At 70.7% G+C, this 17,857-nt stretch carries 14 protein-coding genes; 7 read left to right on the forward strand and 7 right to left on the reverse strand.

Annotated elements, in window-relative coordinates:
- The first annotated feature begins 38 nt into the window (after positions 1-38).
- Both BM013_RS37150 and BM013_RS37155 read left to right on the forward strand, forming a co-directional pair.
- On the forward strand, positions 39-851 hold the full coding sequence (locus BM013_RS37150) for an ABC transporter ATP-binding protein (RefSeq protein ID WP_093135005.1): 813 nt from the start codon (positions 39-41) through the stop codon (positions 849-851).
- 67 nt (positions 852-918) lie between these two features.
- On the forward strand, positions 919-2,166 hold the full coding sequence (locus BM013_RS37155; RefSeq protein WP_093135007.1) for a phenylacetate--CoA ligase family protein: 1,248 nt from the start codon (positions 919-921) through the stop codon (positions 2,164-2,166).
- Here BM013_RS37155 and BM013_RS37160 read toward each other — a convergent pair.
- Together BM013_RS37160 and BM013_RS37165 are read right to left on the reverse strand one after the other, a co-directional pair.
- Entirely contained in the window at positions 2,157-3,182 is a 1,026-nt protein-coding gene (locus BM013_RS37160; protein ID WP_093135010.1) for a hypothetical protein, read from the reverse strand. The two genes, BM013_RS37155 and BM013_RS37160, sit on opposite strands and share 10 nt — an antisense overlap.
- Positions 3,183-3,270: 88 nt before the next feature.
- Positions 3,271-4,419 (reverse strand): citrate synthase/methylcitrate synthase, encoded by a 1,149-nt coding sequence (locus BM013_RS37165; protein ID WP_093135012.1) that lies wholly within the window; start codon positions 4,417-4,419, stop codon positions 3,271-3,273.
- Positions 4,420-4,500: 81 nt separating this feature from the next.
- Here BM013_RS37165 and BM013_RS37170 point away from each other — a divergent pair, with 81 nt between their 5' ends.
- The gene (locus BM013_RS37170; protein WP_093135014.1) at positions 4,501-5,745 is read left to right on the forward strand and encodes a citrate synthase; all 1,245 of its coding nucleotides are present in this window, start codon (positions 4,501-4,503) and stop codon (positions 5,743-5,745) included.
- Here the strand turns inward: BM013_RS37170 and BM013_RS37175 are convergent.
- The gene (locus BM013_RS37175) at positions 5,690-6,259 is read right to left on the reverse strand and encodes a type 1 glutamine amidotransferase domain-containing protein (protein WP_093135016.1); all 570 of its coding nucleotides are present in this window, start codon (positions 6,257-6,259) and stop codon (positions 5,690-5,692) included. The two genes, BM013_RS37170 and BM013_RS37175, sit on opposite strands and share 56 nt — an antisense overlap.
- A 217-nt stretch (positions 6,260-6,476) precedes the next feature.
- Positions 6,477-7,694 (reverse strand): M48 family metalloprotease, encoded by a 1,218-nt coding sequence (locus BM013_RS37180; protein WP_093135019.1) that lies wholly within the window; start codon positions 7,692-7,694, stop codon positions 6,477-6,479.
- A gap of 206 nt (positions 7,695-7,900) precedes the next feature.
- On the opposite strand from BM013_RS37180, the gene BM013_RS37185 reads away from it, so the two are divergent.
- From BM013_RS37185 to BM013_RS37195, 3 genes are all read left to right on the forward strand, one after another.
- Positions 7,901-8,875: a tripartite tricarboxylate transporter substrate-binding protein gene (locus BM013_RS37185; RefSeq protein ID WP_093135022.1), complete on the forward strand. Its 975-nt coding sequence runs from the start codon at positions 7,901-7,903 to the stop codon at positions 8,873-8,875.
- 123 nt (positions 8,876-8,998) lie between these two features.
- Entirely contained in the window at positions 8,999-9,781 is a 783-nt protein-coding gene (locus tag BM013_RS37190) for a hypothetical protein (protein WP_143098461.1), read from the forward strand.
- Complete coding sequence (locus BM013_RS37195) at positions 9,778-12,216, forward strand: hypothetical protein (protein WP_093135027.1); 2,439 nt, start codon at positions 9,778-9,780, stop codon at positions 12,214-12,216. The genes BM013_RS37190 and BM013_RS37195 overlap by 4 nt, the downstream gene beginning before the upstream one ends.
- A gap of 51 nt (positions 12,217-12,267) precedes the next feature.
- Here the strand turns inward: BM013_RS37195 and BM013_RS37200 are convergent, their stop codons facing one another.
- Positions 12,268-14,397, reverse strand: coding sequence for a PQQ-dependent dehydrogenase, methanol/ethanol family (locus BM013_RS37200; RefSeq protein ID WP_093135029.1), 2,130 nt, complete (start codon positions 14,395-14,397; stop codon positions 12,268-12,270).
- A gap of 144 nt (positions 14,398-14,541) precedes the next feature.
- Here BM013_RS37200 and BM013_RS37205 point away from each other — a divergent pair, with 144 nt between their 5' ends.
- Positions 14,542-15,804 carry a helix-turn-helix domain-containing protein gene (locus BM013_RS37205; protein ID WP_093135032.1) on the forward strand — a complete coding sequence of 421 codons (1,263 nt, stop codon included), beginning with the start codon at positions 14,542-14,544 and terminating at the stop codon, positions 15,802-15,804.
- 20 nt (positions 15,805-15,824) lie between these two features.
- Here the strand turns inward: BM013_RS37205 and BM013_RS37210 are convergent, their stop codons facing one another.
- Both BM013_RS37210 and BM013_RS37215 read right to left on the reverse strand, forming a co-directional pair.
- The gene (locus BM013_RS37210) at positions 15,825-17,021 is read right to left on the reverse strand and encodes an ROK family transcriptional regulator (protein WP_093135035.1); all 1,197 of its coding nucleotides are present in this window, start codon (positions 17,019-17,021) and stop codon (positions 15,825-15,827) included.
- 1 nt (position 17,022) lies between these two features.
- Positions 17,023-17,856 (reverse strand): ATP-binding cassette domain-containing protein, encoded by an 834-nt coding sequence (locus BM013_RS37215; RefSeq protein ID WP_093135037.1) that lies wholly within the window; start codon positions 17,854-17,856, stop codon positions 17,023-17,025.
- Position 17,857 lies beyond the last annotated feature (1 nt).

Raw genomic sequence — 17,857 nt, forward strand, 5'->3', positions numbered from 1 at the left:
CCTGTCGCGCTGTTCTTGCGAATGCTTCGGACCACACCATGAGCGAACCCAACATCCTCCTCGACGTCAACGGCATCGAGGTCATCTACAACCACGTGATCCTGGTGCTCAAGGGCGTCTCGCTCACGGTGCCCGACGGCGGCATCGTGGCGCTGCTCGGCGGCAACGGCGCGGGCAAGACGACCACGCTGCGCGCGGTGAGCAACCTGCTCGCGGGCGAACGCGGCGCCGTCACCAAGGGCACCATCGAGCTGCGCGGCGAGCGCATCGAGGCGCTGTCGCCGGCCGAGCTGGTCAAGCGCGGGCTGATCCAGGTGATGGAAGGCCGCCACTGCTTCGCCCACCTGACCATCGAGGAGAACCTGATGACCGGCGCCTACACGCGCACCGACGGCAAGGCCGCGGTGCTGCAGACGCTGGAGAAGGTCTACGCCTACTTTCCGCGCCTGAAGACGCGGCGCAGCTCGCAGGCGGCCTACACCTCGGGCGGCGAGCAGCAGATGTGCGCCATCGGCCGCGCGCTGATGGCCAACCCGACCATGGTGCTGCTCGACGAACCGTCGATGGGGCTGGCGCCGCAGATCGTGGAGGAGGTGTTCGAGATCGTGAAGGACCTCAACACCAAGGAACGCGTGACCTTCCTGCTGGCCGAGCAGAACACCAACATGGCGCTGCGCTATGCCGACTACGGCTACATCCTGGAGAACGGCCGCATCGTGATGGACGGCGCGGCGCAGAGCCTGCGCGAGAACGAGGACGTGAAGGAGTTCTACCTCGGCGTGGGCGGCGCGGACCGCAAGAGCTTTCGCGACGTGAAGAGCTACAAGCGGCGCAAGCGGTGGCTGGCGTGATGCTCCCGCCGGGCGCCTGCGCTTCGATTGACCGCGGCAACAGAATTGAAAGATGAAGGGTACGGACATGACCGACCACTACGACACGCTCGAGATCCGCGACCCCGCCGAGCGCGAGCGCGACCTGCTGGCCGCGCTGCCCCGGCAGATCGCGCAGGCACAGACCGCCGCACCGGCGTTCACGAAGATCCTCGACGGCGTGAAGCCTACCGACATCGGCACGCGCGAGGCGCTGGCCCGGCTGCCGGTCACGCGCAAGTCGGAACTGCTCGAGCTGCAGAAGGCACGCCGCGGCGACGACCCGTTCGGCGGCTTCTCGTCGATCGCGCGCGGCGCGCGCATGCCGCGCGTGTTCGCGAGCCCCGGCACCATCTACGAGCCTGAAGGCGAGGCGCGCGACTACTGGCGCACCGCGCGCGCGCTGCATGCGGCGGGCTTTCGCGGCGGCGAGCTGATTCACAACAGCTTCAGCTACCACATGACGCCCGCGGGCTCGATCATGGAAAGCGGCGCGCGCGCCATGGGCTGCACCGTGTTCGCGGGCGGCACCGGCCAGACCGAGCAGCAGCTCGAAGCCATGGCCGACCTCAAGCCCGAAGGCTATGCGGGCACGCCGAGCTTCCTGAAGATCCTGCTGGAGAAGGCCGAGGAAAAAGGGCTGAAACTGCCTTCGCTCACCAAGGCGCTGGTGTCGGGCGAGGCCTTTCCGCCGAGCCTGCACGACTGGATTGCCGCGCACGGCGTGCAGGGCATGCAGTGCTACGCCACCGCCGACCTGGGCCTGATCGCCTATGAAACCAGCGCGCGCGAAGGCCTGGTGCTCGACGAAGGCGTGCTGGTCGAGATCGTGCGGCCCGGCACCGGCGACCCGGTGCCCGACGGCGAAGTGGGCGAGATCGTCGTCACCACCTTCAACCCCGACTACCCGCTGGTGCGCTTCGGCACCGGCGACCTCTCGGCCGTGCTCGCGGGCACCTGCCCCACCGGGCGCACCAACAAGCGCATCAAGGGCTGGCTCGGCCGCGCCGACCAGACCACCAAGGTGCGCGGCATGTTCGTGCACCCCTCGCAGGTGGCGGAGGTGGTGCGGCGTTTTCCGGAAGTGCAGCGCGCGCGGCTCGTGGTGTCGGGCGAGATGGGCGACGACCGGATGACGCTGAAGCTCGAATGCGCGAACGCGCCCGAAGGGCTCGATGCGCACGTTGCCGATGCCGTGCGCGAAGTGACCAAGCTGCGCGGCACCATCGAGCAGGTGGCGCCGGGCAGCCTGCCCAACGACGGCAAGGTGATCGAGGACGCCCGCAGCTACAAGTAGCTTCGGTACAGCCGGCGCGTGACGGTGCGCGTGAGTGCCACCACCAGCGCCATGTAGACCAGCACCAGCGCGAGCACGAAACCGACGATGCCGCCGCCGCTGTAGAAACTGAACGACGACTTCGCCGCCAGGAACAGCCACGCGATGGCAATGACGATGCAGCCCACCTGCACCAGCACGAAGGACGACACGGCCGCGGCCACCGCCCTGAACGGGCGCACCACCGGCAGCGCGGGCCGCGTGCCGAGCCAGCCGCCCCACCAGGCCAGCGCGAAGCCGATCACCACCGGCAGCCCCCAGGTCAGCAGCAGCACCAGCACGCTCAGGTCCGGCGCCGGGAACGCCCAGCGCGTCGCGGCGAGGCTGCCCCACAGCTGGAGCGCGGAGAACATGGCGGCGACCACGAGGGCGACGGCGCGGCGCGGCGGCACACCCAGCGCCTCGGGCGCATCGACGGCATCGGTGAGGTCCGCATCTCCTTGCGCAACGCGGCTCTTCGCCAGCGCGACACGCGCCGCCAGCCACACACCCAGCACGAGCACCAGCAGCTGCACGAGCGACTGCAGCAGCATGGCCACGCCCAGGTAGATGCGCGGCGAGTAGGCGAAGACGTCCTCGAAGCGGCCGCCGGGCATGAACATCACCTGGAACTCGTAGAACAGCGGCGTCAGCGCGTAGTAGTTCAGCACCAGCGCCAGCACCCACACGCCGCCGAAGCGCAGCCGCGCATCGTGCGCGAGCGCCACGCGGGCCATGCCCCGGCGCTCGAGCGCGTTGCGCCCGTGGCTCCATGCCAGCGTGGCGACCATCGTCCACGACATGACCATGCCGACGAGCAGCGTGACCCACACGCCGGGCGTGGCGTAGGCGCTGCGCAGCTGCTCGGCCTCCGGCCTGAAGGGGCCCAGCAGCACGGTCATGTTGATCGCGAACACGATCGCGTCGAGGCCCACCGCGATCGACGCGAAGTCGCGGGGCAGGCGCAGCGCGCGCACGTAGGAAGGGGTCGCCGACATGGGAATACTTTCGCTTTGAATCGGGCGTGCCTTGCGGGCACGCGAACACAGCGAGGGTATCGGATGACGGCGCGCGCGCCGTGTAGGTTCAGTGCGCGAGTACGGGTTCGGGCGTCTGGAGGGTCACGGGGGCCGCGGCCTCTTTCGGCGCGGGCCCGACGTACACCGACTGCGGCCGGATCAGCCGCCCCTTGCGCACCTGCTCGCGCGCGTGCGCCAGCCAGCCGCCCACGCGGCCCGCCGCGAACACGCAGGTGAAGCTCTCGCGCCCGAAACCCAGCGCCTCGAGCAGCAGCGCGGTATAGAACTCGACGTTGGTCTCCAGCGCGCGGCCGGGCTTCTTCTCGCGCAGGATCGCAAGCGCGGCCTGCTCGGCCGCCTCGGCCAGCGCGAGGCGCCCGGCGTCGACACTGCCTTCGGCGCCGAGCCGGCGCAGCGCGCCCTTCAGCGCATCGGCGCGCGGGTCGCGCACGCGGTAGATGCGGTGGCCGAAGCCCATCAGGCGCTGGCCGTCGGCCACCGCCTCCTCGAGCCAGGCGCGCGCATTGGCGGCGGTGCCGATGGCGTCGAGCGCGTCGAGCACCGGCCCGGGCGCGCCGCCGTGCAGCGGCCCCTTGAGTGCGCTGATGCCGGCGAGCACCGCCGACCCAAGCCCCGCGCCGGTCGACGCGACCACGCGCGCGGCAAAGGTCGAGGCGTTCAGGCCGTGGTCGCACACGGTGACGAGGTAGGTGTCGAGCGCCGCACCCTGCGCGGCCGTGGGGGTGCGGCCGTGCAGCATGCGCAGCATGTCGGCGGCGTGCGGCAGGGTCTCGTCGGGCGCGAGCGCCTGCACGCCCAGCCGCCAGCGCATGACGGCGGCGGTGTACACGGCGGGCGCGGCCACCAGGCGCAGCGCGGTCGGCAGGTCGTCGCCGTCGGGCAGGCGCGCGAGCAATGCGCGCACGGCCTCGATGGGCGGCAGGCGGCGCAGCAGCGCATCGTCGTTGGGCTGCAGGCGCTCGAAGGCCTCGCGGCGCGCGCGGCCGATGGCGGCACGCAGGCCGTCGGCCTGGGGCCATGTGTCGAAGAAGCCTTCGAACAGCAGCGCCACCACGTCTTCATAGCGCCAGCGCTGCGCGATCTCGTCGAGCGCATGGCCGCGGATCACCAGCCGCCCGGCCGCGCCGTCCACTTCGGACAGCACCGTGTGCGCGGCCACCACGCCTTCGAGGCTGCCGTCGTCATCGTTGTTCATCGTCTTTGCTCCAGGGTTGTCACGATGAAGCCGATTCTGGCCACGCGGATATTGACGTCAATCTTGATTTATTCTGTCAACATGACCGCAACCAAAGCGCCGCTGTGGCTCCCGGCGGCCGACGCCCTCGAACTGATGCAGGTTCGCCCGCAGACGCTGTACGCGAGCGTGAGCCGCGGCCGCATCCGCGCCAAGCCCGACGCGACGGACCCGCGCCGCAGCCTCTACCACCGCGACGACGTGCAGCGCATCGCGGCACGCGCGCGCGGCCGGCGCAGCAGCGAGGCGGTGGCGAGCGAGGCGATCCAGTGGGGCGAGCCGGTGCTGGCCTCCGGCGTGTCGACGGTGGCGGAGGGGCGCTTGCTCTACCGGGGGCAGGACGCCTGCGCGCTGGCCGCGCACGCCACGCTGGAAGAGGTGGCGGGCCTGCTTTGGGAGAGCGCGACGCCATGCTTTGCCGCGGCCATGCCGGCGGCCGTCGCGCACACGGACGCCGTGCCGCTGCAAGCGGGCCTGCTCGCGCTCGCCGCACGCGCCGCCACCGACCTGCCTTCACGCGGCCGCTCGCGCGCGGTGCTGCAAGCCGAGGCGGCGGACGTGATCGGCACGCTGGCCGATGCATTGCTGGGGCCTGCACCTGCACCGCCGGCGCGTGCGATGCCGCTGCACATGCGCCTGGCATCGGCATGGCGGCGTCCGCGCGCGGCGGACCACCTGCGCCGCGCGCTGGTGCTGCTGGCCGACCACGAACTCAATGCATCGACCTTCGCGGCGCGCGTGACGGCCTCCACCGGCGCGTCGGTCGCGGCCTGCCTGCTCACGGGTCTCTCGACATTGACGGGGCCGCTGCACGGCGGCGCCTCGGCCGCGGTGCAGGCGCTGATGCGCAACGCAGCCGCCATCGGCACCGACGCCGCCGTGCGCGAATGGCTCGCGCACGACCGCCCGCTGGCGGCCTTCGGCCATCCGCTCTATCCGAATGGCGACGTGCGTTGCCACGCGCTGCTGGAAGGCATCGGCCTGCCGCCGGCCTTCGAGGAGCTGCGGGACGTGGGCAGCCGGTTGCTGGGCGAGGCCGTGAACATCGACTTTGCGTTGGCCGCCCTGGCCGCGGTGCACAAGCTGCCGGCCGGCGCGCCGCTCACGCTGTTCGCGCTGGCGCGCACCGTGGGCTGGACCGCGCATGTGCTGGAGCAGCAGGCAACGGGGCAGCTGATCCGACCCCGTGCCCGCTACACCGGGCCCGGGCCCGGTGCGCTCGCTGCTGCTGCTACTGAAGCTCCGACTCGTAAGCCACTTCGAACAGCTTCGTCATCTCGCGGTTGAAGGCCGGCAGGTCGTCGGGCTTGCGGCTCGTGACGAGCCCGTGGTCGACCACCACTTCCTGGTCGCTCCACTTGGCGCCCGCGTTCTTCAGGTCCGCGCGCAGCGAAGGCCACGACGTCATCTTGCGGCCCTTGACGCCGCCCGCGTCGATGAGCGTCCACGGCCCGTGGCAGATCGCCGCAATGGGCTTGCCGGCTTCCAGGAAGGCGCGCACGAAGCCGACGGCCTTCTCGTCGATGCGCAACGCATCGGGATTCACCACGCCACCGGGCAGCAGCAGCGCGTCGAAGTCGTCGGCGCAGGCGCTGTCCAGCGGCACATCGACCGCGAAGCTGTCGGCCGGGTCGTGGTGATGCCAGCCACGCACGGAGCCTTCGACGGGCGAGACGATGCGCGTCTGTGCGCCCGCCAGGTCGAGCGCCTTGCGCGGCTCGGTCAGCTCGACCTGTTCGAAGCCGTCCGAGACCAGGATCGCGACCTTCATTCCGTCGAGCGAAGAGACAGTGGTGGGCATGTGAAAGCACTCCTTCGAGGTTGTTCAATGCTTCACCGTAGAAGGCCGCGCGGCCCGCCGCATCGTCCGGCGCCGGGTCCGCCTGTCGGACAAGTCGACGGGCGGCAAACTTCCCTTACGACTTGCCGGCCTTGTTCATCGGGTACCAACACGGCAGACATGGCCGGCATGGCCGGCATGGCCGACACGGCACATATGTTGGCGCGCGGAAGCCGCGTTACTTGCGGCAGCTCCTGGGCAGCGTCTTCTCCGGCAGGTCGTCGCCCGCCACGCAGTGCCACGTGATGCCGTTGTCGCCCTCCGAGGGTTCCATGCGCAGCGTGCCCATCGTGGCGCCCATGCCTTTCATGCCGCCGCGCTTCGGCAGGCTGGCCTCCACCACCATGCTCTGCGCATCGAGCGTGAGCGTGGCGCCGCCGGGCAGCGTGTCGGGCACGCGCGCGGCCTCCAGCGACGCGGGGATCTCTTCCTTCTCGGTGTAGTAGTTGCCGAGCGCCTCGCGCACCGCGGCGCCTTCGCTCCAGGCCTGTGCGACGGCCGCGCGGCTGGTGTAGTCCTGGTAGGCCGGAATGGCCACGGCGGCCAGCACGCCGATGACGGCCACGGTGATCATCGCGCCGAGGGCCCCGCCGCCCGCGCGCCCGGTGTAGGGCACGAAGATCGCGAGCAGGTAGGCCAGCGGGTTGCGGCTGGGCAGCTTCGCGTTCGCATCGAGCACGCGCGCCACGCGCTTGGTGAGCCACGGGTAGCCGGCGATCAGCTCGTGGAACGACGCCCAGAAGCCGCTGTTGCCCGCCGACTGCGCGGCATAGGCCTGCAGGTTGACGTTGCGCCACTGCTGCGCGCCGGCGGCCAGCGCCACCAGGGCGCGCGGCGCGGAGTCGGGCTCCTCGCAGCAGGCCTCGCCGTGCAGGTCGCAGGTGTATTCCTTGGCGCGCGCATAGGCCGCGCCCAGCAACGGCAGCCACAGCACCGGGGCGCGCCAGATGTGGCCCGTGAGGTGGCCGCGCCGGATGTGGCCGAGCTCGTGGCCGATATAGAAGTTCACGCCGTCGGGCTGGCGTTCCATGGCGTCGACCACGTCGGACAGCAGCACCACGAAGTTGCGCCCGAAGAAGCGCGTGGCAAAGGCGTTGAACATGCCGTCGCCGTGCAGCAGGTAGGCCTCGGGCGGCTTCTCGACACCGAGGAAGCCGCAGCAGGCCTCGAAGCGCGCATGCAGCTCGGGCAGCTGGGTGGGCGAGAGCTTCACGCCAGTGCCCTTGATCCAGGCGATGACGGCCGACTGCGCGAACACGTAGCCGATGAAGCCCAGCAGCACGTAGACCAGCGCAATGCCCAGCGTGCCGACGATCAGCAGCAGCCAGACCAGCAGGCCGAGCCCCAGCGTGATGTTGCCGAGCCAGCGCTCGCGCGGATAGACCCATGGATCCATTGGAAATTCCTCCTCGGTGCGGCCTGGAAGACCGCCTGGTTTGTGGTTGTTCTTCGCGCCCCTCCGGCGCGCCTTGCAGCGCTGCATCATGCCCCAGCAAGGTGCGTATTTCGATGACCGCCTAAGGGCTATTCGGTATAGGTCAGGCCCTGGTCAGCCGATAAGATCGCGGCCTTTTTACCCCTGTCACAGAAATCGGAGACGACATGAAGAAACTGTTCGCCCTCGCGGCGATTGCCGCCGCAGCTGTCGGTGCTCACGCCCAGGACTTCCCCGCGGGCAAGACCGTCACGCTCGTGGTGCCTTTCGCGGCCGGCGGCCCGACCGACCGTGTGGCGCGCGACCTCGCCGAAGCCATGCAGAAGACGCTCGGCACCACGATCGTGGTGGACAACACCGCCGGCGCGGGCAGTTCCATCGGCACCGCCAAGGTGGCGCGCGCCAACCCGGACGGCTACACGCTGCTGCTGAACCACATCGGCATGTCCACCATGCCCGCGCTGTACCGCAAGCTGCCCTTCAACGTCGAGACCGACTTCGAGTACCTGGGCATGGTCAACGAAGTGCCCATGACGCTGATCGGCAAGCCCACGCTGCCGGCCAACAACTACAAGGAACTGACGGCCTGGATCGCCGCCAACAAGGGCAAGATCAACCTGGGCAACGCCGGCCTGGGCGCCGCGTCGCACCTGTGCGGCCTGCTGTTCCAGAGCGCGCTGAAGGTCGAGATGACGCCCGTGCCGTACAAGGGCACGGCACCGGCCATCGCCGACCTGCTGGGCGGCCAGATCGACCTGCTGTGCGACCAGACCACCAACACCACCTCGCAGATCGAGGCCAAGAAGGTCAAGGCCTACGCCGTGACCACGGCCAAGCGCCTGACCACGCCGGCCCTGAAGGACCTGCCGACGCTGGACGAGTCGGGCGTGAAGGGCTTCGAAGTGTCGATCTGGCACGGCGTGTACGCCCCCAAGGGCACGCCCGCGCCGGTGCTGAAGAAGCTCAACGAAGCCATCCTCGCGGCCATGAAGGACCCGGGCTTCATCAAGCGTGAAGAAGCGCTGGGCGCGGTGATCACCACCGACAAGCGCACCGAGCCGGCCGAACACAAGAAGTTCGTCGCGGCCGAAATCGCCAAGTGGGGCCCGATCATCAAGTCCGCCGGCGTGTACGCCGACTGATCACCGCGCCTGCCAGACAGCAGCGAAGCAGCCGCAAGGCCGCCTGAGCCCCCCGGGGCCAGGCGGCTTTTTTGTTTATGCTCGCCGGGCTTTCTTCCACGCCCACCCCCTCGCTCTTCTTCCATGCGTCTTCGCGGCAGTCTTCGCGGCACCCTGCCTGTGCTGGCCTTGCTGGCCCTGCTGGCCCTGCTCGCGCATGACGGCATGGCCCGGGAGCCGGGCCCGCGCACACTGCAGACGCCGCAGACGCTGCTGTGGATGTGGGACCGGCCCCAGCTCTTTTCTTCGCCGCCCGCCGGCGTGGGCATCGCCTACCTGCATGCCACGGTGCGGCTGAGCGGCGACCAGGCCCGCACGATCTGGCGCCAGTGGCCGCTGCGCATCGCGCCGGGCGTCACGGTGGTGCCGGTGGTGCATGTCACGCTCGACAACCTCGCGCCCTCGCCCGTCGACGAGGCGCAGCAGCAGGCCATTGCCGCGGCACTGGAACACGCCGCGGCGCACAACCGCTCGGGCTGGGTGCAGCTGGACTTCGAGGCGCGCCGCAGCCAGCGCGAGGCCTACGCCGCGCTGCTCGAGCGGCTGCAGCCGCTGCGCGAGCGCGGGGTGCGGCTGTCGGCCACGGCGCTGGCCTCGTGGTGCATGGGCGACCCGTGGCTGCCGGCCGGGCTGCTCGACGAGGTGGTGCCGATGTACTTCCGCATGGGGGCGGACGCCGCGCGCATCCGCCAGCGGCTGCAGGCCACGGGCGCGGCCACGGTGCCGGCCTGCCGTGACGCGGCGGGCCTGCTGCTGGGCGAACCGTGGCCCGTGCTGGGCGGCGTGAAGCGGCGCTACGTGTTCCACACGGGCACGTGGAAGAACGAAGACTTCAAGAAGATCGACACCAGGGACGCGAACCAATGAACTCACCCATCACCGCCCGCGCGCTGCGCGCCGGCTTCAGGCTGCTCACGCTGGCCGCGTCGCTCGGCGCCGCCGCGGCGCAGGCCAGCGGCGGCTACGACCCCGTGGACCTGTTCTTCGCCACCACCCGGCCCGACCAGCCGGTGCGCGAGTTCATCGAGCGGCCGGCCGGCTACTACACCGACTACCTCGTGCCCTACCAGGTGCTCTGGTACTGGCGCCTGCACGGGCAGTCGTTCTCGCCCGAGGCGGTGCGCGCCTTCTCCGAGCTGCTGGAGAAGCTGCCGCGCGAGGACAACGGCATGGACGACACCGACACCGCCTGGACCGGCTGGCGCCAGGCGCGCAGCGAGGCCTACGCGAAGCTGGGGCATCCGCTGCCCGCGCCGGCGAAACCCGCCACGCCGCCCTCGCAGCAAACGCCGCAGTGGAACGCCGACAGCCTGCAGGCGAGCCCCAACTGCTTCTACGGCGACGCCTTCCGCAACGCCGCGAAGACGCTGGCCGAGCGCATGGAACGCGCGGGCGGCGACAAGGCCGCGGGCCCCTTCGTGCTGCACTGGCTGCAGGTGCAGGACGCCGTGTTCGACACCTGCGACGAGAAGGCCGCTGCCAAGCCATCCGCCCTGCCCGCGCTGCCGGAGCGCGCCCCCGCCTGGCTCAAGGCCGACCACGCCTACCAGTTGGCCGCGCAGCGCTTCTACGCCGGCGACCTCGACGGCGCCGACACCGCCTTCAGCGCCATCGCCAGCGACAAGGCCAGCCCCTGGCGCGACCTTGCCGCCTACATGCGGCTGCGCGTGCTCGCACGCCAGAACCCGGGCGGGGAGCCTTCGTACTCGGAGCGCGATGGCCCCGGCAAGGAAAGCCCCGAGGCGCTCAAGCAGCAGGCCGAGCTCACCCAAGCGGTCGACGCCATCGCGCTGCCGCTGCTGAAGAACCCGCGCCTGCAGGCGCTGCACGCGTCGGTGCACCGGCTGGCCGAGTCGCTGCGCATCCGCCACCTGACGCCCGGCACGCGGCTGCAGCGCCTGGCCGACGGCCTGAAGACGATGGGCGCGCCCGACGTGGCCGCCGCCAGGCTGCTGTTGCTGAACCACGAGTTCCGCTCTTGCGCCATTGCGGGCTGCGCGTACGTCGGCCCCGAGCAGAAGCCGGACCTGGTGCAGTGGCTCAGCACGGTACGCGGCTTCGACGGCCCCTCGGGCGGCCTCACGGCGCAAGACAAGTGGCGAGAAAAGTTCAGCTGGAGCAGCTACCAGCGCACGCACGACCTCGCCTGGCTCATGGCCGCCGCGAGCCTGGTGCCCGCGGCCACGACCGCCGACGACAAGCGCGAGGCCGAGCTGCAGGCCGCGCTGGCCGCCGTGCCCGAAGACCACCCCGCGCGCTTCGCCGCCACGCAGCTGCGGGCGCAACGCCTGTTCGCGCAGGGGCGCTTCAAGGAGGCGCGCGAGCTGGTCGCCGGCACGGCCGATTCGCCGCTGATCGCGCACAGCCTCTCGGGCCAGAACCTGGTGAAGGCGCTGCTGCTGCCCACCGCCGCGTCGGAAGAAGAGTGGCGCCGCCTCGCGATCCGCCCCGTGGTCGCGCACAGCGACCCCGAGGCGATGGAGGCCAAACCCAGCGCCGTGCCGCTGGCCAGCGCGTTCGACGACGACGTGGTGCGCTTCCTGAACACGCGCGCGCCGCTCGCGATGTGGCTGCGCCTGGCCGCCGACCCGGCGCTGTCGCCCGCGCTGCGCGACACGCTGCTGGAAACCGCATGGACGCGCGCCGTGCTGGCCGAGGACTACGCCACCGCCCGCCGCGCCGCGCAGCTGCGCGTGGCCTCCGCGCCGGCCGCATCGGTCAAGGGGCCCGACACCCTCGCGGGCATCCGCCGCTCGGTCTCGCTGGCCGCCACCGACACCGCCGCGTGGCACCGCCTGCTGCTGGAGCGCATGGTCAGCACCACCGAGACGCTGCAGCCGCCGCACTGGCCCAACGCCGGCTGGGACATCCGCCCCACGCCGCTGCGGCCCGCGCAGGACATGGCCGCGCAGCGCGGTACCACGCCCGGCACCTATGGCAAGTGGTGCAGCCCGCTGGGCGTGCAGACCTCGGGCCCGCAGGCGGCCGGCGCCGCCGATTTCGAGATGCCCGCCTTCGTGCCGCAGGCCGAGCGCAAGCAGCAGGCCGCGCTGGTGGCGCGGCTGCGCAGCGTGCCGCAGGACTCGGTCTACTTCACGCAGGAAAGCCTGGCGTTGATGCAGCGCGACAAGGCCGACGCGCTGGTGCCGCAGGCGCTCTCGGTGGCGGTGAAGATGGCGCGCTACACCTGCCCCGACAAGACGGTGGGCGACTGGTCGCGCAAGGGCCTGCAGGCCCTGCACGCGAACTACCCGAAGTCGACCTGGGCCGCCAGCACGCCGTACTGGTACGGCGGCCGATAAGCAAGGCAAGGGCAAGGGGCGCAAGCGCCCTCCCCTTTTTCAGGCTGCCGGCTACTTCGGCCGGACGGCGTCCGCCGTCCCCTGGATGAAGGCCTTGATGCTCTCGATGTCGTCGCCCGAGAGCTTGCCGGTGAAGTCCGGCATGCCGCGCGCCATGGCCGGGCCCTTCAGGATGAACTTGTCGAGGTTCTCGATGTAGGCCGCGTCCAGGTAGCCGAGGTTGGGAATGTTGCCGCCGCGGTCCACGCCCGGCACGCCGTGGCAGAACACGCAGTTGCTCACGTAGAGCATGGTGCCGGCCTGGACCTTGGCGGGGTCGTACTTCACGCCCTGCACCAGCTTGGCCATGCGGTACTCCACGAAGTCGGGCATCTTGGCCGTGCCGCCCACCGCGAAGGTGTAGACCGTGCCCGGCCCCTGCTTCTCGGTGGCGCGCTGCGCCAGGCCGTACACGCCGCCCCAGCCCACGGCCACCGACACGTACTGCTTGCCGTCCACCATGTAGGTCGAGGGCGCAGCCACCACGCCGGTGCCGGTGGGCGTTTCCCAGAGCTTCTCGCCGGTCTTCGCGTTGTAGGCCAGCAGGCGGCCGTCGGCCGTGCCCTGGAACACCAGGTTGCCGGCCGTGCTGAGCGTGCCGCCGTTCCAAGGCGACACGTAGTCCACGCCCCACGCCTCCTTTTGCGCCACCGGGTCCCAGGCGACGAGGCGGCCCGAGGGCTTGCTCTTCGGCGGCTCCACGTTGGCGAACTTGGCCAGGTTCCAGCCCAGGCCCGCGTGCGGGCGGCCCGGCACGTCCTCGTTGAACTTCCAGTCCTTGTCGTCCATGAGGTTGATCGGCACGTGCTGCGAGGGCAGGTAGGCCAGGCCGGTCTGCGGGTTGAACGACATCGGGTGCCAGTTGTGCGCGCCGAACGGGCCCGGAATGGCGTCGTTGGGCTTGGTGCCGTCGCGCGCCGACGCGACCTCGATGGGCCGGCCGTTCTTGTCGTAGCCCGTGGCCCAGTTCACCTCGGTGAAGTTCTTCGCCGAGATGAACTTGCCGTTGGTGCGGTCGATCACGAAGAAGAAGCCGTTCTTCGGCGCGTGCAGCAGCACCTTGCGCGCCTTGCCCGCGACCTTCACGTCGGCCAGGATCATCGACTGCGTGGAGGTGTAGTCCCAGTTGTCGCCGGGCGTCTCCTGGTAGTGCCACTTGTACTTGCCGGTGTCGGGGTCGAGCGCCACCACCGAGCCCAGGTAGAGGTTGTCGCCGCCCTTGGGGCTGCGCGCCTTGTGCGACCACGGCGAGCCGTTGCCGGTGCCCACGTACATCAGGTTGAGCTCGGGGTCGAAGGCGAAGCTGTCCCACGCGGTGCCGCCGCCGCCGGCTTCCCAGTACTTGCTGCCGGGGTCCCAGGTCTTGGCGGCCTTGGCCATGGAAGCGTCCTCGAAGGGCTTGGCCGGGTCGCCCGGCACCACGAACCAGCGCCACTTCTGGTCGCCGGTCTTCGCGTCGTAGGCGGTGACGAAGCCGCGCACGCCGTACTCGGCGCCGCCGTTGCCGATGATGACCTTGCCCTTGAACACGCGCGGCGCGCCGGTGATGGTGTAGCTGCCCTTCTGGCCCGCGAGCGTGTCCTTCTCCCAGACCTTCTGGCCGGTGGCCGCGTCGAGTGCGATCAGGCGGCCGTCGTAGGCCGCCACGTAGACCTTGCCCTCGTACAGCGCCACGCCGCGGTTCACCACGTCGCAGCAGCCCTTGAAGCCCTTGGACTTGTCCACCTCGGGGTCGAAGGTCCACAGCTTCTGGCCGGTGCGCGTGTCGATCGCGTGCACCACGCTCCACGAGGCGGTGACGTACATGATGCCGTCCACCACCAGCGGCGTGGCTTCCACGCCGCGCGTCGACTCGAGGTTGTACGACCAGACCAGGCCCAGCTGCTTCACGTTGCCGGCGTTGACCTGGTCGAGCTTGCTGAAGCGCGACTCCGAATAGTCCAGGCCGATGCTGGGCCAGTCGGGCGTCTTCTGCGCCGCATTGGCGCGGATGAAGTTGCCATCGACGCGTTTCGCCGCGGCCGCCGCGCGATCTTGTGCGCCTGGTGCGCCTGGTGCGTTCTGGGCCGTGGCCGCGGTCGATACGCCCAGGCACAGCAATGCGCCGGCGAGCATCCGCAGCCCGGGGTGTGTTTTTGTCATCGCAGGTCTCCTTTGTGCCGCAAGGATCTTCCGCACGGGCTTCGCGTTCATCTTGGGGATTTCCCCAGTCCGGTGCTGTTCCATTGCGGAACACATTCAGCGTTGGTCCCGACCCCCGACCCCACGCAGGGAGGCAACGAACCCATGACCCTCGACAGAATCGGCACGCCGGATGCGCCGCGCCAGCTCTTCGCCAGCACGCCCGCGCAGCGCGTGGCGCTCGCGCGGCAGCAGTTCTTCGAGGAAGGCGTGCGCCCCTCGGGCCTCATCGGCGAGGCGGTGATCCAGTCGTGGATGCGCTGCAGCCGCACGCACGCCGACCGCCAGCGCATCGTGCCCTTCGACACGGTCACGCCGAGCCGGCTGCACGCCACGCTGGCGCGCAACCGCGAGCTGCTCGAGGTGGCGCGCAAGGAGCTGGTGCAGATGGAGCACGCGCTCGCGGGCACCGACTGCCGCGTGATCCTCACCGACAGCGACGGCGTGCTGGTGCACGTCACCCACCAGCCCGCCGCCGCGCACCAGCCGGTGCTGCGCAAGACCGCGCGCGTGGGCGTGAACATCTCCGAGCAGGTGGTCGGCACCACGGCGCCGGGCATCGTGGCGTCCACCGGGCAGGCCTGCACCGTCGACGGCGCCGAGCACTACTTCGACGTGCTGTGCCACATGCAATGCGCGGCCGCGCCGATCCGCGGCGTGACGGGCGAGCTGGCCGGCGTGCTCGACCTCACGGTGGAGGCGCGGCGCTTCGGCTTCGATGCGGCGTCGATGGTGGCGCTCTATGCCACCACCATCGAGAACCGGCTGCTGCAGGCGCAGTCGCGCGACCACCTGATCCTGCGCTTCCAGGCCAGCCCCACGCTGCTGGGCACGCCGCTGGAGGCGCTCGCGGGCATCGCGCCCGACGGCACCATCGCGTGGCTCAACAACGCCGGCGCGCGGTTGCTGGGGCGGCTGCCCGAGGCGGCGGACGAGCGCGATGTGGAGTGCCTGCTGGGCCACGACCTCGCCAGCCTGCTGCGGCTCGGGCGGCGCGAGGCGGCGCAACCGCTGCGGCTTGCGAGCGGCCTGGGCGTGTGGGTGCAGGCGCACCTGAAGAGCCCCGACGGCACGGACTTCCGGCATGCGGTGGCGGTGCCCGCGGAAGCGGCGCCTATCGCCATCGAACGCCATGCGGACGCGCCCGCCTTCGACGCCGGTGCGCCCGCGGACGGGAGCGACCCCGCGCCGCATGCGGAAACGCTGAGCGAGCACAGCCGCAAGCTGATCGAGGAGACGCTTGCCGCGCACGGCGGCAACGTGTCGCAGGCGGCGCGGCAGCTGCGCGTGTCGCGCGGCACGCTGTACCGGCGCCTGCGTGCATGGGGCGACGGCGAGGCCGACGCCGAAGAAGCCGCGCCGAGCTGACCTGTCAGGCCCGGGCCGGCTCAGGCCACCGCGCGCGCCAACGCCCGCGCGCGGCGCGCCTTCGCGTCGGGCTGCAGCGGCCGCAGGTACTCGTGCAACGCCAATGCCGCCGCGCCCACGGCGGGCGCCAGCTCGTCGTAGCGCGCGGTGCGCAGGGCCGGCGCGGGCATGCCCGCGCCGTCGGCATGGCGCTTGACGCTCTCGAACGCGGCCTGCGCAAAGCCGCGGTGCTCGGCGCAGGCCTTGCCGCCGAGCACGATGGCGCGTGGATTGAAAGTGACCCACAGGTTCTGCAGCAGCACGCCGAAGAACGCGGCGGCGCGCTGCGTGTCGGCGCCCTCGCGCTCCAGCACGCGCGAACCGAAGAAGGCCTCGGCGCAACCGCGCCGCCCGCACGAGCACAGCGGCCCGTCGAGCTCGAGGATGGTGTGGCCGATCTCGCCGGCCATGCCTTGCGCGCCCGTGAAGAGCCGGTCGTTCAGCACCACGCCGGCGCCCACGCCCACGTCGCAGTTGACGAAGATCAGAGGGTCTTCGCCCTCGCCGGAGGCGAGCTTGTTTTCATTGGCAGCGAGCTTGTATTCGCTCGCGACGAACTCGTACTCGCCGAGCACGGCCGCGTCGGCGTCGTTCTGCAGCTGCACCGTGACGCCCGGCAGGCCGACGGCGGCAAAGGCCTCCTCCAGCGCCGGCAGCAGGCTCACGTTGCGCCAGCCGAGATTGGGCGCGAAGCGCACGACGCCGGTGCAGTCGTCCACCGCGCCGGGCACGCACACGCCGATGCTCGACACGCGCAGCCCGCCCTTCTTGAGTTGCGCGTTGGCGGCGGCGGCCATGCGCGCCACCTGCGCGCACACGCCGGCCGGCGAGCCGTCGGTGAGCGCATGCGTGTCCGCGTACAGCACCTCGCCCTGCAGCGACACGCACACCAGGCGCACCGTCTCGACGGCGATCTCCACGCCCATGAGCGCGCGCACGCCGACGTTGATCCGCAGCGGCGTCGACGGCCGGCCGAGCCCGTCGGCCACCGCGGTACCGCCCTCGCTGAGCCAGTCTTCGTCGATCAGCTCGCGCACCAGCAGGCTCACGGTCGACTTGGTGAGGCCGCTCTCGGCGGCCAGGCGCGCGCGCGAGAGGCCGGGCTGCGCGCGCAGCAGGCGCAGCAGCACGCTGCGGTTCATGCGCTTGAGCAGCTGCTGGTCGCCGATGGTCGTCACGTCAGGCCGTGGCAGTGACAGTGGCGCCAGTGGCCGCGGTGATGGCGTGCGGCGCCTGCGCCTTGCCCTCGGGCCGCTTGCCCGCAATGATCATTCCGAGCACCTCGTCCTCGGTCACGTCCGCGGTGCGGTAGGTGCCCACCAGCTTGCCGTTCTTCATCACCGCGAGCCGGTCGCTCAGCGAGAACACGTCGGGCATGTCGTGCGTGATCAGGAAGATGCCCACGCCGTCGTCCTTCAGCTGCTTCACCAGGCGCCCGACCATCGCGGTTTCCTCGGGGCCCAGCGCCGCGCAGGGCTCGTCCATGATGAGGATGCGCGCGTTGAAATACAGCGCGCGCGAAATGGCCACCACCTGCCGCTGCCCACCCGAAAGGCGCCGCACCGGGATGCGGATGTTGCTGAAGTTCTTGTTCAGGCGCTGGAACACCTTGCGCGCCTGCACTTCCATGAAGTGGTCGTCCAGCGTGTTCCAGGCCGTCATCTTCTCGCGGCCCAGGAACAGGTTGGCCACGGAGTCGAGGTTGTCGGCCAGCGCCAGCGTCTGGTAGATGGTCTCGATGCCCTGCGCCTGCGCTTCGGCGGGTGTGCGGATGTTGACCTTCTCGCCCGCGATGAGCGTGTCGCCCGCGTCGATGGGGTAGGCGCCCGCGAGCATCTTCATCAGCGTGGACTTGCCCGCGCCGTTGTGGCCCAGCAGCGCGACCACTTCGCCGGGGTAGAGGTTCACGCTCACGCCGTCCACGGCCTTGACGCCGCCGAAGGACTTGCGGATGTCCTTCAGCTCGACCAGCGGCCTGGAGGCGTCTGTGTTCCTGGGGTTGTCGGTGGCCATT

This window comes from Variovorax sp. OK605 (genome assembly GCF_900115445.1).
In the GTDB taxonomy this organism is placed as follows: Bacteria; Pseudomonadota; Gammaproteobacteria; order Burkholderiales; family Burkholderiaceae_C; genus Variovorax.